Genomic DNA, 14,428 nt, shown 5'->3' on the forward strand with positions numbered 1-14,428 from the left:
TCCAAAATGTGGGAGCTGGCTTGCCTGCGATAGCAGACTGTCAGCTGACACATCAGTGACTGATCTACCGCTATCGCAGGCAAGCCAGCTCCCACATTGTTTACCGCGTATATTCCACAGGGATCAGCTACCGCTCTCAGTCCTGCGGCTGCTGACCTCGGCCGGTACATTTTCCCCCGCCATGCGCTTGCGAAACAGCGACGTGCGCGCCAGCAACAGGGTGGTCACCGGCACGGTGATCGCCAGCAGGATCGGAATCAGCCAGCCGTGCAGCACCGGGCCGGACTTGAGGGTCGAAAAATAGATAATCGACGCCAGGGCCACGCACCAGGCGCCAAGGGTCGAAGCCAGCGCCGGTGGGTGCATGCGCTGGAAAAAATCCTTCATCCGCAACAGCCCGATCGCGCCAATCAGCGCAAACAGGCTGCTGAGCAGCAGCAGGATCGCCACGAGGATCTCCACCCACAGTGGCAGTTCACTGACATTGATCATTCGATCACCTCACCACGCAGCAGGAATTTGGCCAAGGCAAACGAGCCGACAAAGCCGAACAGCGCAATCAGCAGCGCCGCTTCGAAGTAGGTATCACTGGCATAGCGAATGCCCAGCACCAGCATCATCAGCATGGCCAGGATATACAGGTAGTCCAGGGCCAAAACCCGGTCCTGGGCCGAGGGGCCCTTGAACAGCCGCACCAGGGTCAGAACCATGGCCAGGGAAAACAGGAACAGGCTGAACAGGATCGCATTGGAGAGCAGGGCACTCATTCGAAGATCTCCATCAGGGGCCGTTCGTAGGCCTGCTTGAAGTGCTCGATAAACTGCGCGTCGTCATCCAGGTCGAACACGTGCAGCAGCAGGATGCTGCGGTCCAGGGCCAGTTCCGACCAGATGGTGCCGGGGACCACTGTGGTAATCATCGACAGCGCCGCCAGGCCGTTGGCGTCGCGCAGGTCCAGGGGGATCTTGACGAAGCGCGAGCGCGGCGGGCGTGAGCCGCAGGTCAGCACGCCCCACGCCACCAGCAGGTTGGAAACGATCACGTCGCGACCCACCAGGAAAAACAGGCGAATGATTACCCAGGGCCGGCGAATCCGGATCGGCAACGGGCGCAGCGGCGCCATCATCAGCGGTGCGAGAACGCCCAGGATCGCCCCCAGCAGCAGGTGGCCGGGGCTGATCGACAGGTTCAATACCAGCCACAGTATCCACAATGCCAATGACAGCCACGGGGCAGGGAACAGGCGTTTCATGGCTGCACCTCCACGGCGGCGGCCTGGGCTTGCGGGCCGGGCACCGGGCGGGTGGCCATGACGGCCATCACGTAGTGCTCGGGGTTATTGAGGCTGGTGGCGGTGTCCTGGGTAAAGCGCATGAGCATTTCTGCCTTGAAGGTCAGGCCAATCGCCAGGCCCAGCAAGATGAAAATCGGCACGCACTCAAAGCGGCGCAGCAGCGGCGACGGCCGCTCTTCCGGGGTCCAGAAGCGCTGGATGCCCAGGCGCGCAAAGGCGATCAATGAGGCCAGGCCCGAGAAGATCAACAGCGCCACCAGGCCCCAGGCTGCCGGGCGGATCGGCTCACTCACCGCATGGCCCAGGCCCAGCGGGTTGATCAGGGCACTGAGCAGGCTGAGCTTGCCGATAAACCCCGACAGCGGTGGCATGCCGATGATCAGCAGGGCGCAGGCTATAAAGCTCAGGCCGAGGAAAGCCATGGTCCAGGGGATGACTTGGCCGACCACGGCCTTTTGCTCATCATCGAGGTTGGTGCCCTTGGGCGGGTGCAGGGACTCCACCGGCCGTGGCAACACTTCGATTTCATCGTCCAGGGGCAGTTCATTGGCCGAGCGCGAGCGTTCGATCAGTTCGGCGAGCAAGAACAGCGCGCTCAAGGCCAGGGTCGAGCTGACCAGGTAAAACAGCGCACCGGCGGTCAGGCTGGGCTGGGCAAAGCCCACTGCCGACAGCAGGATCCCGGCTGACACGAGGATGCTCAGGCTGGCCATGCGCTCCAGGCGCTGGGCGGCGAGCATGGCCAGGGCCGCGCAGAGGATGGTAGCCATGCCGCCGTACACCAGCCAGTCACCGCCAAACAGTGCCGAGGCGCCGGCCTGCCCGGAAAACAGCAGGGTCCACAGGCGCAACACGGTGTACACGCCGACCTTGGTCATGATCGCAAACATCGCCGCCACCGGGGCGCTGGCCGAGGAGTAGGCCGGTGCCAGCCAGAAGTTCAGCGGCCACATGCCGGCCTTGGCCAGGAAGGCGGTGGCGAGGATCGCCGCGCCGGCATGCAGCAGGCCGCGATCGGCTTCCGGCACCAGCGGGATCTTCAGTGCCAGGTCAGCAAAGTTCAGGGTGCCGGTGACCCCGTAGATCAGTGCCGCGCCAATCAGGAACAGCGACGAAGCCAGCAGGTTGATCGAGATGTAATGCAGCCCCGACGACACCCGCGCCCGGCCCGAGCCGTGGAGCATCAGGCCGTAGGACGCGGCCAGCAGCACCTCGAAGAACACGAACAGGTTGAACAGATCTGCGGTGAGGAAGGCGCCGTAGAGGCCCATCAACTGGATCTGGAACAGCGCATGGAAACTGGTGCCGGCGCGGTCCCAGCGAGCCATGGCGAACAGCAGGGCGCTGACGCCAATGATCCCGGTGAGCACCAGCATCAGGGCCGACAGCTGATCCACCACCAGCACGATGCCGAATGGCACCTGCCAATTGCCTGGCAGGTACACGCCGATGGAGGCCGGGCCGCCTTTTTGCGTCCAGTACAGCATCAGCATCGCGATGCCCAGGCCGGTCATGCTCGACAGCAGGTTGATCTTGGCCTTGAGCGGGCGGTGTTTCTCGCCCAGCATCATCATCAACGCGGCAGTCAGCAACGGCAGCAGGATCGGCGCGATGATCAGTTGGTTCATCCAGCTCATTCCTTGGGCTCCCGGCCGTCCACATGGTCAGTGCCGGTCAGGCCCCGGGAGGCCAGCAGCACCACCAGGAACAGCGCCGTCATGGCGAAGCTGATCACGATCGCCGTCAGCACCAGGGCCTGGGGCAGGGGATCGGTGTAATGGAGCAGGTCCTGAGGCACGCCGTCCTTGATGATCGGCTCCTTGCCGATAAACAGGCTGCCCATGCTGAAGATGAACAGGTTCACCCCATACGACAACAGGCACAGGCCCATCACCACCTGGAACGTCCGTGGCCGCAGCACCAGCCAGACGCCGGAGGCCGCCAGGACCCCAATGGCAATTGCGATGACTTCTTCCATCAGGCGGCAGCTCCTTGTGCGGGTGTGGCGGCGGCTTTCGCCTGGTTGCCGGGTTTATGGGCCCGCACCGATTGGTGACCAAGGGCGGTGAGCATCAGCAGAGTCGAGCCGACCACCATGGCGTACACGCCGACGTCGAAGAACAGCGCGCTGGCGATATGAATATCGCCCAGCACCGGCAGGCTCAGGTGCAGGGTGCTGGTGGTGAGGAACGGATAGCCGAAGAACAGCGCGCCAAGCCCGGTCAAGGTTGCCGACAACAGGCCGAACCCCATCCAGCGCATCGGCCGCAGGTTCATCTGGGCCTCGACCCACTGGGTACCGGCGACCATGTATTGCAGGATAAACGCCACCGACATCACCAGGCCGGCGACAAACCCGCCACCCGGCTGGTTGTGGCCGCGCATAAACAGGTAGAACGACACCACCAGGGCAATCGGCAGCAGCAGGCGCACCAGTACCGCGGGCACCATCATGAAGCCCAGGGCGGTGTCGCTGGCCTGGCGCGGGTTGACCAGGTCGGTGTCCACATCCGGTGCCAGCAGGCGCTGTTGCGCGGGCAGTTGCTCGCTTTCCTTGGGCGGACGGAAGCGCCGTAGCAGCGCATACACCGTCAAGGCCACGGCGCCCAGCACGGTGATTTCGCCCAGGGTATCGAAGCCCCGGAAGTCGACGAGCATCACATTCACCACATTGCTGCCGCCGCCTTCCGGCAGGGCGCGGCTGAGGTAGAACGAGGAAATGTCGTTGGGGGTCTGGCGGGTCAGCATCGCATAGGACAACAGCGCCATGCCGCCACCGACCACCGTGGACAGCAGCAAGTCGCGCAGCCGGCGAATGCGTGCCTTGCGCAACGAACTGGGGAGTGGCGAGACCTCTTCGATCCGTCGTGGCAACCAACGCAGGCCCAGCAGGATCAGGACCGTGGTTACCACCTCGACCACCAGTTGCGTCAACGCCAGGTCTGGCGCGGAGAACCAGACAAAGGTCACGCAGGTCATCAGGCCGCAGACGCTGACCATGGTCAGGGCCGCCAGCCGGTGATACTTGGCTTGCCAGGCGGCGCCCAGGGCGCAAGCAATCGCCAGCAGCCACAGGGTGACGAACACGATGGAACCCGGGATTTTCGGCCGGTCGCCCCAGCTCAGGCTGTTGCCCAGCATGGGGATCATCCCGGCGATCACCGCCACCAGCACCAGCAGGAACAACTGGGTCTGCAGGCGCTTGGTGCTGATGCGTTTCTCGATCTTGCGTACGCCGCGCATCATCACCACCAGGCAGCGTTCGAACATGCGCTTGCCATTGAAGTAGCTGATGATCGGCGGGTACTTGAAGCGCCCGCGCTTGAGTTGCTTGCGCAGCAGCAGGTACAGGACCACGCCACCGGTCATGGCCACCAGGCTCATGATCATCGGTGCGTTCCAGCCGTGCCAGATCGCCAGGCTGTACTCGGGCAATACGCCGCCGACCACCGGCAGGGCGGCAGCGGCGAGGATCGAGCCCACCACCTGGGCCGGGAAGATCCCCACCAGCAGGCAGGTAAACACCAGCAATTCCACCGGGGCACGCATCCAGCGCGGCGGTTCGTGGGGCGTGTGCGGCAGGTCGGTGGCGGCCGGGCCGAAGAACACATCCACGGTGAAGCGCAGGGCATAGGCCACGCTGAAGGTACCGGCGATGGTTGCGATCACCGGCAGGGCGATTTCCACCCATTGGGTGGAGGAGATAAACACGGTTTCGGCGAAGAACATTTCCTTGGACAGGAAGCCATTGAGCAATGGCACCCCGGCCATGGAGGCGCTGGCGACCATGGCCAGGGTCGCGGTAAACGGGATCAGGCGTACCAGGCCGCTGAGCTTGCGGATATCCCGGGTGCCGCTTTCGTGGTCGATGATGCCCGCAGCCATGAACAGCGAGGCCTTGAATGTGGCGTGGTTGAGGATATGGAACACTGCCGCGACGGCGGCCAGCGGGCTGTTGAGGCCCAGCAGCAGGGTGATCAGGCCCAGGTGGCTGATGGTGGAGTAGGCCAGCAGGCCCTTGAGGTCGTTCTGGAACATCGCGCAGTACGCGCCGAGCAACAGGGTCAGGGCGCCGGCGCCACCGACTATCCAGAACCACTCTTCGCTGCCCGACAACGAAGGCCACAGGCGGGCCAGCAGGAACACGCCGGCCTTCACCATCGTGGCCGAGTGCAGGTAGGCCGACACGGGAGTCGGTGCGGCCATGGCGTGGGGGAGCCAGAAGTGGAAGGGGAATTGCGCGCTTTTGCTCAGGGCGCCGATCAGGATCAGCGCCAGCAGAATGGGGTAGAGGGAGTGGGCACGGATCTGGTCACCGGCGGCGAGCACCTGGTCCAGGTCGTAACTGCCGACGACATGGCCGAGCAGCATCACCCCCGCGAGCAGGCACAACCCCCCCGCACCAGTCACCATCAGCGCCATATAGGCGCCACGGCGGGCATCGGAACGGTGGTGCCAATAGCCGATCAACAGGAACGAGAACAGGCTGGTCAGTTCCCAGAAAAACACGATCTGGATCAGGTTGCCGGAGATCACCAACCCGAGCATCGCGCCCATGAACGCCAGGAAAAACGCGAAGAAACGCGGCACCGGGTCATCCGGCGACATGTAATAACGGGCGTACAAAGACACCAGGCTGCCGATACCCAATACCAGCATCGAGAACAGCCAGGCAAAGCCATCCATGCGCAACACGAAGTTCATGCCCAGGCTGGGCAGCCAGGAGAACTCTTCGCGGATCACGCCACCGTCGGCGATCTGTGGGTAGAGCAGGGCGACTTGTACAGTACCGACCAGGGCCACAAGGCCGGCCAGCAGGGATTCAGTGTTACGTGCGTTGTGCGGCAGCAAGGCCGCCAGACAACTGCCGATGAAAGGCAGAAGCAGTAGAACTATCAGGGACATAGGCTTCTAATCTGCGGTGGTTTGGGATGCATCATACGTGCCGGAAACCGGATTACCAAACGGCAACCTGTGGCAGGATCCTACAAGATGGACCGAAAACGCCCATCTGTCCCTGTAGGAACGAGCTTGCTCGCGAAAAACCTCAGAGCGCTGCGGCGCATCAGCTTACCCGCGTCATCGTTAACGCTCTTCGCGAGCAAGCTCGCTCCTACCATTGGATTTCTGTTGCCGGGTTTTCATCTCGCTGACAATCACCGCCGCCACAATCAACACCGCCCCGAGCATTGCAATTGGCGGGAAGCGCTCACCGGCGATCCGCCCGATCACCCCGGCCCATACCGGTTCACCGGCATAGATCAGAGTGGCGCGGGTCGGCGAGACGCTTTTCTGCGCCCAGTTCATCGCCAGTTGAATCACCGCACTGGTCAGGCCCAGGCCCACCGCGCTGAACAGCAGTACCCATGAAAAGTCCGGCAATGCCTCGCCCGTCGGTACTACCAGCAGGAACGAAAGAAGCGACGCAGTGGCCAGTTGCACCACCGTCACCCTGCGCACATCCACCTGGCCGGCATAGGCGCTGATCAGGATGATTTCGGCGGCAATCGCAATGGCGCCGATCAGGGTGGCAATTTCGCCGGGGCTGAAATTCAGCGATGCGCCGGCCGGCCCCGTCAGCAGCATCAAGCCGGCGAAGGCCAGCATTATGCCAATACTCGGCATCAACCCCGGACGGCGTCCCAGCACCAGCCATTGCAGCAGTGGCACAAACGGCACGTAGAGCGCGGTGATAAACGCTGACTGGCTGCTGAGGATGGTCTGCAGGCCAATGGTTTGCAGGCCATAGCCAAACATGATCGCCGTGCCGATGAACGCGCCGGCCTTGAGCTCGAATCGCGTCAGGCCACGCAGGTTGCGCAGGGAAAACAGGCCGACCACCAGCGCCGCCGCGGCAAAACGCAGGCCGACGAAGAACATCGGCCCACTGACGGTCATGGCGTGTTGCACGAGGATAAAGGTGCCGCCCCAGATCATGGTGATCAGCACCAGCACGCATTCGGCTTTGCTGAAGCGGGAAAACAGCGGGGAGGCGGTCGAGGTGGTCATGGCGGCTCTGGTCTTGCACAGGAAGGGCGCGGAACGCACAATGCGCCGCAGCTGGGCAGTATACTGCGCAAACCCACCGAGTGAGCAATATAGTGCACAAAGAAAATTCGCAACGAGCTTCGGTTCTGCAGCACGTCAGCCAGAATGTTCGTCGCCTGCGTCACGCCGCCGAACTGAGCCAGACCGCCCTGGCGGAAAAATCCGGGGTCAGCCGGCGCATGTTGGTGGCCATCGAGGCGGGTGAAAAGAACGTCAGCCTGTCCACCCTCGACCGCGTGGCCGAAGCCCTGGACGTGGCCTTCAGCGACCTGATCCAGGCGCCCGACGCCCGTGACCACAGCCGCATCAACGAACTGGCCTGGGCCGGCGAAATCGAGGGCAGCAAGGCCGTATTACTGGCCAAGGCCACCGCCCGGCGCGAGGTCGAGCTGTGGGAGTGGCGTCTGGAACCGGGCGACCGCTATTGCCCGGATCCCGACCTGGAGGGTTGGAGCGAACAGTTGTTCGTGTTCGAAGGCAGCCTGACCCTGGTGGTGGACGACGTCGAAACCATCATCGCCGCCGGTGAGTTCTTCATGTTTCCCAGCCACCAGCCCCATGCCTATCGCAATGAGGGGCCTGTGGCGGTGCGGTTTATCCGCAATGTGGTGATCTAGACCCACACATCATTGAGCATGGTCCGCTCGCCGCCCTGATCGCCGGTATTCAACACCCCACAGGGCTCGACCAGCAGTAATTTCACCTCGCCTTCGGCATACGGCTTGTGTTCCACGCCCTTGGGCACCACGAACATCTCGCCGGCGCCGATCTGTACCGCGCCATCGCGAAAATCAATACGCAGCACGCCATCGAGGACGATAAACGTCTCATCGGTATCCGCGTGGCTGTGCCAGACAAAATCCCCCTCGATCTTTACCACCTTGAATTGGTAGTCGTTCATCTGTGCGACGACCTTGGGCGTCCATTGCTCGCTGAACAGGCTGTATTTGTGCGCAAAGTTGATGGCGGTGTAGGCGGGCATGGCAGTCATCTCAGTTGATTCGGGAAAGGCCTGACCTTAAGTGCAGCGCGAAAACCGGTATTGAATGATCGTGCGATTGTCAGCTCAATAGAAACGTTATATTGTATCTATCAATAACGATTCTCATGTGCCGCCAAGCCTGAGGTCGGCTTGTTTATTTTCGGCTCAAGGGATTGCAGATGAACCAGTTGCACGGGATAGCTCCGCGGTTTTCAACATTGTTAGTGGCGGGCGTGCTGTCCTCGCTTCCCGGCGTGCCCGTAGCGGCGCAGGAACGCGAAGAGTCAGTCACCGAACTTGAAGCCACCCAAGTCAGCGCGCCGCTGAACAAGGCGCTGGAGGTCAATGCCGGTGGTTTCGGCGCCAAGGACGCCATGGAAATCCCCCTGGCCATCCAGAGCTATTCCAGCAAGACCATCGCCGATAGCTCCGCGCGCACCGCCGTGGATGTGCTGAGCCTCGACCCTTCGGTGCTCAGCTCGTCTGGCGGCAGCGGCTTTGACAACTTCCGCCTGCGCGGCTTTGCCATGGATAACTTCAACACCATCCGCCGCGACGGCCTGACCCTGGCCCCGCACCACGATGTGCCCCTGGAAAACGTCGAGCGCATCGATGTGCTCAAGGGCCCGTCGGGTTTCCTCTACGGCTTCAACTCGCCGGGCGGCACCATCAACTACATCCTCAAGCGCCCGACCCTGGAGCCGCTGCTCAATGTCAGCGTACAGGGCTCGTCATTGCTCGGCCGCTACGTGGCGATTGATACCAGTGACTCATTCAACGACGGCGCCTTTGGTTATCGCCTGAATGCCGGCTACGAAAAAAACGGTGACTTCGATCACGCCCGCGACATGGAGCGCAAGTTTATCGGCCTGGCCACCGACTTTCGCTTGAGCGACCGTGCGCTGTTGCAACTGAACGCCGACTGGTCACGCAAGTCCACGGTCTCCGACCCGTTGCTGCGTGCCGACCAGAGTGGCCGGGCCAACCCGCTGGACCCCTCCAGCTATGTACTGCCGCCCAAGGTCAATCGCCGGGATCTGCTGACCGGGTCCTGGTTCCGTCACCAGACCGAGGGCGCCAACCTTGACGCCAAGCTCGAGTACGAACTGGATGACAACTGGACCTCCGTGACCCAGGGCAACTACTCTCGGGTCGAGCGCCATGGCGGCTACAACGATCTGTTCGGGATCAAGCCCAACGGGGACATTGGCTCGGCCGACTTTTACGTGTCCCGTGGTGAAGTGTTCAGCACCTGGTCGCTGCAGTCTTACCTGGCCGGCAAGTTCGCCACCGGCAACATCTACCACGACGTGTTCTTTGGCACCGGCTACAAACAGTTCAAGGATGTCAGCCCGTTCTGGGATTCGGTGGACAGCGGCACTGCGGGCATTGGCATCGGCGACGTCTCGGTAGGCAACATCCTGCACCCGGTCAACCCGCCCAAGTGGCATTTCGGCCCGGAGCGGCCCACCGACTTTGTGTCCTCCATCAAGGAAACCTCGGTCTTTGCCAGCGACCTGATTTCCCTCACCGAACAATTCCAGGTGATGCTCGGCGGGCGTTATATCTGGTACCGCGCCGATGAGCTGTCGGCCATCGCGCCCTCGCAAAGCCATAACGTGTTCGTGCCCAGCGCCGCGCTGATCTACCGGCCGTGGGACAGCCTGATGACGTACGTCAGCTACTCCAAAGGCTTTGAAAAGGGTGACTACGCACCCTACAACGCGAGCAACGCCAACCAGCCCACCGATGCCATCGAGTCCAAGCAGTACGAGGTAGGCCTGAAGCTGGACCTCAATGAGCGCCTGAACCTGGGCCTGGCGGTGTTCGATATCCGGCGCCGGGCCAGTTACCTGAACACCAGCAACACCTATGTCAGCAACGGCGAATACCATCACCGTGGCGCCGAGTTGACCCTGTCCAACCGCGTCACCGATGCCCTGACCCTCACCGCCAATGCGGCTTACCTGTCCACGCGCATGGAAGATGTCGATGACGTCACGGTAGAAGGCAAGCGCACCGAAAGCGTGCCCAAGTGGAAAGGCGCGGTCGGTGCCCTGTATAGGGTGGCCGCCGTGCCCGGCCTATCGTTGGACAGCACCGTCAGCTATGTCGGCAGCCGCCCGGTGGATGCGCAGAACAGCGGCTACATCCCCAGCTATACCTTGCTCGACGCCGGTGTCAGCTACCGCTCGAAACTGGCGGATACCCCCGTGACCTACCGCCTGCACGGCAAGAACCTGACCAACAAGTACTACTACGCCAGTGCCTACTATCAAGGCGGGCTGGATGTAGGGCGTGAGCGCGAAGTATTCCTCTCGGCCAAGTTCGAGTTCTAGAACCATGACTTATTCCAGCTCATTGCCCGGCCTGCGCCACCTGTGGGTCGAGCGCTTGCTTGAGCAGCATCCGGGCACGTTGACCGAGCTGGTTGACGGTCTCGGCTCGCCGCTGCATCTGCTGTGCCCGCAGGTATTCCACGCCAATGTCGAAGCCTTCCAGCACAGCTTTACCCAGGCCCAGACGCGCGGCAGCCTGTTGTTTGCGAAGAAGGCCAATAAGGCCAACTGCTTTATCCAGGCCTGCGCCCAGTGTGCGATTGGCGTGGATGTAGCCAGCGTCGGTGAGCTGCAAAAGGCCCTGGCGGGCGGGGTCGCCGGCAGTGATATCGGCGTGTCCGGCCCGCGCAAGAGCGATCAATTGCTGGGGCTGAGCCTGAGCCATCAATGCCTGTTGGCGGTGGACTCCCTGGAGGAACTGCTGCGTATCCAACAGCTGGCCCAATCCCTGCGACAACGGGCGCATCTGTTGCTGCGTTATTGCCCCAGCAACCAGCCCCACAGCCGTTTCGGCCTCAATGCGCGGGAGTGCGACCAGGCCTTGATGTTCTGCCGCCAACATGCGGCGAACCTGGACCTGCAAGGCTTTTCTTTTCACCTGAGCGGCTACGACAGCGAACAGCGTGCGCAAGTCGCCAGCCACCTGGTCGACCTGTGCCTGGCCAGTGAGTTGGACAATTGCCGCACCGTCAACCTGGGCGGTGGTTTTGCCGTGCGCTATGTCGACCCGGCGCAATGGCAGGCCTTTATGGCCGAGGACTGCGCCGAGCGCTATCACAGCGACAAGGGCTTCGCCGGTTTCTACCCCTATGGTGCGCCGCGTGCCGGCGCCGAGGCCCTCGACGACATCCTTGCCACACCCGTCAGCCCCGGCCTGAGCCTGGCGCAAAAAGTCATCGAATACGGCGTGCGGCTGCTCATCGAACCCGGCCGCGCCTTGCTCGACCAGGCCGGCATCAGCGTGTTCCGCGTGCAGGGTGTCAAGGACCGCAGCGCCAGCGACGGCTATGCGCTGGTCACTGTGCAGGGCAGCAGCTTCAACCTCTCCGAGCAGTGGTTCAACAGCGAATTTTTGCCCGACCCACTGTTGCTGCCGGCCACACCGCGGGCGCGGTCGCCCTTTGTCGCCTGCATCGGCGGGGCCACCTGCCTGGAGTCAGACATGCTGACCTGGCGCAAGGTCGCCTTCGATTACCCGATCCAGGCGGGTGACTTGCTTATCTACCTCAATACCGCCGGCTATCAGATGGACTCCAACGAGTCGCCCTTTCACGAAGCCCCCTTGCCACACAAAGTGGTGCTGGAGCTGCGTAACCGACACCTGCGCTGGAAGCTGGACAGCCTGGCTTGAGCGTGCAAACCCTTCCACAAGGAGTCTTGAGTGAACAGTTTGAAAAAAGCTGCGGCCCCCGCCGATCTATGGGTGCTCCCCCAGGCCGCGCTCGAAGACCTGGGCGTGAGTTACCGCGAAGTCCTGCAGGTGGTCGAGCAGGCGTACAAGGCCTTGCGCAGCGGCGATTCGCAGAACCCGCTCAAGACCGTTGTCGAGCCGGCTGACCGCCACTCCATCAGCTACTCGATGGTCGGCCGCGATGGCGCCAGCCACACGGTGGGCTTCAAGGTGGTGTACGAACACGATCCGCAACGCACCCGCGATGCCTATCAGTTCCACTCGTTTATCTTCCTGTGTGATGACCGCACCGGCCACCCGATTGCCCTGATGGACGTGGTCAAGCTCGGCCCGCTGCGCACCTCGGCGACCTCGGCACTGATGGCCAGGGCTGCGTGCCCGGATGCTCGCACGGCGCTGGTGGTGGGTACCGGTGTGCAAGGCCAGATCGCCTTGCCGATGTTGCTGGCGGCCATGCCTGACCTGGAGCACTTGTATGTCTACGGGCACTACGCCGAGGGCTTGCGTGCGGTGCGCGAAAACCTGCACAAACACTACCCGCTGCGCGATGTGATCGTGGTCGATGACCTGCAGGCTGCGGCGGGCGAGGCCGATATCATCCTCGGCGTGGCCGGGCTTTCGGCGCGCCAGCAAGTACAGCGTGCCTGGCTCAAGCCAGGCGCGGTGGCGGTGCTGGTGGGCTATGGCATCGATGCCGACGTGCTGCACGGCGCCGACTACCGCATCGCCACCGATACCGCGCAAATGCAGGTCACCAGCGCCGACCTGGCGGCCGCCGATGGCAGCCTGCCTGAGGTGGACGCCGAACTGCCGGATATCCTTCTGGGCCGGGCGCCCGCACGGCGCCATCCCGATGATGTGGTGTTTGCCTACAACAGCGGCATGGTGGTGACCGATGTCGCCCTCGGCCGCTTGATGGCCGATCGCGCGCTGGCGCAGAACCGCGGGCAGAGGGTCCAGCTATGGTCGGCCTGAATGCCGCACAACCCGGCGCCTGGCGCGCCGACAGCCGGGCGCTGCTGTTGCTGGCACTGCCGCTGATCCTGACCAACCTGGCGTATGTGGCCCTGACCACCATCGATATCGTGGTGCTCGGCACCCTGGGCGCCAAGGAGTTGGCCGCCGGTGGCCTGGCGCTCGCACTGTTCAACCAGTTGCGCACCACCGGCACCGGGCTGGTCACGGGCGTCAGCAACCTGGTGGCGCAAGCCAACGCAAGGGGCGATGAGGCCCAAGTGCGTGCGCTGCTGGTGGCGGGCCTGTTCTGGGCCACCGTCAGTGGCCTGGTGTTTATGGGCGTATTGTTGGCATTGCGCCAACCACTGACATGGCTCGGCCAGGACGCCAGCGTAGTGGCCGGTGCCATGGACTTCCTATTGATTATTGCCCCTGGCCTGTTGCCGTGCCTGTGGTTCCAGGCGCTGCGCCACTTCACGGTCGGCCTCAAATTCCCCGGCCCGTTGCTGGCGATCACCTTGGTGTCGATCGTTCTCACGGCGGCCCTGAACTACGTGCTGGTGTTCGGCAAACTGGGCCTGCCCGCCTATGGGCTGGCGGGGGTGGCGATCACCAGCGCGGTGGTGTTCTTGCTGTCGTTCCTGATGTTCCTCGCGGTAGTACTGACCCATCGGCGCCTGGCCGGTTACTTCACGCTTGCGCACTTGCGCTTTTCGCCGGACGCGCTCAAGGCCGTGTGGAAGCTCGGCCTGCCGATTGCCGGGACCTACGCCAGCGAGGCTGGGTTCTTCAGCGTGCTGACCTTGCTGATCGGCACCCTGGGCATGGAAGCGCTGGCGGCGCAGACGGTGCTCAACCAGATCATCTACATCGTGTTCATGTTCTCGGCGGGGATCTCCCATGCCGCTTCCATCCATATCAGCGAGGCCTGCGGCACCGGGCAGTATCAGCGCGCCCGGCAACTGGGGCGCCTGGGGCTGGGCCTCGGGGTGCTGGTGATGCTGCTGTTTGCGATTCCCTACGCGCTGCTGCCCGAACAGGTGATCGGCCTGTTTATCAGCACCGAACACGCCAACAACCTGGATGCCGTGCGCCTGGCGACCACCGGTTTGTTGATCGCCATCGTCCTGCAGGTGTTCGACGCCAGCCAGAACATCGGCAACGGCATCCTGCGCGGCATTGGCGATACGGCGGGGCCGCTACGGATTTCACTGTTCGGCTACTGGCTGGTGGGCCTGCCCGCTGCCTGGTTGCTGGGCATTGTCAGCCCTTACGGGATCTTTGGCGTATGGGCCGGTTTGGCGATTGGCCTAGCGGCCACGGCGTTGCTGCTGATCGTCTCGTTTGAACGGCAACTCAAGGCGCTGGACCGCGCGGGCGCCATCGCACTGTCATAA

Annotated in this window: 13 protein-coding genes; 5 read left to right on the forward strand and 8 right to left on the reverse strand. The window is 63.0% G+C overall.

Going from position 1 to position 14,428, the window contains the following annotated elements; translation table 11 throughout:
- Positions 1-123 precede the first annotated feature (123 nt).
- The 7 genes from C5F71_RS23640 to C5F71_RS23670 form a co-directional block, all read right to left on the reverse strand.
- Positions 124-492, reverse strand: a complete 369-nt coding sequence (locus tag C5F71_RS23640; RefSeq protein WP_104912093.1) for a Na+/H+ antiporter subunit G — start codon at positions 490-492, stop codon at positions 124-126.
- Positions 489-767: a K+/H+ antiporter subunit F gene (locus tag C5F71_RS23645; protein ID WP_003211751.1), complete on the reverse strand. Its 279-nt coding sequence runs from the start codon at positions 765-767 to the stop codon at positions 489-491. The genes C5F71_RS23640 and C5F71_RS23645 overlap by 4 nt, the downstream gene beginning before the upstream one ends.
- A complete protein-coding gene (locus C5F71_RS23650) occupies positions 764-1,252 on the reverse strand; it encodes a Na+/H+ antiporter subunit E (RefSeq protein WP_070995240.1) in 489 nt (162 codons plus the stop codon). Before C5F71_RS23650 ends, C5F71_RS23645 begins: the two co-directional genes overlap by 4 nt.
- Complete coding sequence (locus C5F71_RS23655; protein ID WP_029293029.1) at positions 1,249-2,931, reverse strand: monovalent cation/H+ antiporter subunit D; 1,683 nt, start codon at positions 2,929-2,931, stop codon at positions 1,249-1,251. The genes C5F71_RS23650 and C5F71_RS23655 overlap by 4 nt, the downstream gene beginning before the upstream one ends.
- Positions 2,928-3,272, reverse strand: coding sequence for a Na+/H+ antiporter subunit C (locus tag C5F71_RS23660; RefSeq protein ID WP_003202835.1), 345 nt, complete (start codon positions 3,270-3,272; stop codon positions 2,928-2,930). Before C5F71_RS23660 ends, C5F71_RS23655 begins: the two co-directional genes overlap by 4 nt.
- Positions 3,272-6,199: a monovalent cation/H+ antiporter subunit A gene (locus tag C5F71_RS23665; RefSeq protein ID WP_029293019.1), complete on the reverse strand. Its 2,928-nt coding sequence runs from the start codon at positions 6,197-6,199 to the stop codon at positions 3,272-3,274. The genes C5F71_RS23660 and C5F71_RS23665 overlap by 1 nt, the downstream gene beginning before the upstream one ends.
- A gap of 180 nt (positions 6,200-6,379) precedes the next feature.
- On the reverse strand, positions 6,380-7,303 hold the full coding sequence (locus C5F71_RS23670; RefSeq protein ID WP_104912094.1) for a DMT family transporter: 924 nt from the start codon (positions 7,301-7,303) through the stop codon (positions 6,380-6,382).
- 92 nt (positions 7,304-7,395) lie between these two features.
- Here C5F71_RS23670 and C5F71_RS23675 point away from each other — a divergent pair, with 92 nt between their 5' ends.
- A complete protein-coding gene (locus tag C5F71_RS23675; RefSeq protein WP_029293015.1) occupies positions 7,396-7,959 on the forward strand; it encodes a helix-turn-helix domain-containing protein in 564 nt (187 codons plus the stop codon).
- On the opposite strand, the gene C5F71_RS23680 is transcribed toward C5F71_RS23675, so the two are convergent.
- A complete protein-coding gene (locus tag C5F71_RS23680; RefSeq protein ID WP_029293013.1) occupies positions 7,956-8,324 on the reverse strand; it encodes a cupin domain-containing protein in 369 nt (122 codons plus the stop codon). The genes C5F71_RS23675 and C5F71_RS23680 overlap by 4 nt on opposite strands.
- A gap of 179 nt (positions 8,325-8,503) precedes the next feature.
- On the opposite strand from C5F71_RS23680, the gene C5F71_RS23685 reads away from it, so the two are divergent.
- From C5F71_RS23685 to C5F71_RS23700, 4 genes are read left to right on the forward strand one after another with little or no spacing between them, the layout of a single operon-like run.
- Positions 8,504-10,663, forward strand: coding sequence for a TonB-dependent siderophore receptor (locus C5F71_RS23685; RefSeq protein ID WP_104912095.1), 2,160 nt, complete (start codon positions 8,504-8,506; stop codon positions 10,661-10,663).
- A 4-nt stretch (positions 10,664-10,667) separates the two neighbouring features.
- Positions 10,668-12,014, forward strand: coding sequence for an alanine racemase (locus tag C5F71_RS23690; protein WP_104912096.1), 1,347 nt, complete (start codon positions 10,668-10,670; stop codon positions 12,012-12,014).
- Between the two features lie 30 nt (positions 12,015-12,044).
- Positions 12,045-13,049, forward strand: coding sequence for a hypothetical protein (locus tag C5F71_RS23695; protein ID WP_218274768.1), 1,005 nt, complete (start codon positions 12,045-12,047; stop codon positions 13,047-13,049).
- Positions 13,037-14,428, forward strand: a complete 1,392-nt coding sequence (locus C5F71_RS23700) for an MATE family efflux transporter (RefSeq protein WP_070995244.1) — start codon at positions 13,037-13,039, stop codon at positions 14,426-14,428. The genes C5F71_RS23695 and C5F71_RS23700 overlap by 13 nt, the downstream gene beginning before the upstream one ends.

The sequence above is a fragment of the Pseudomonas sp. LG1D9 genome (assembly GCF_002949995.1).
GTDB lineage: Bacteria > Pseudomonadota > Gammaproteobacteria > Pseudomonadales > Pseudomonadaceae > Aquipseudomonas > Aquipseudomonas proteolytica.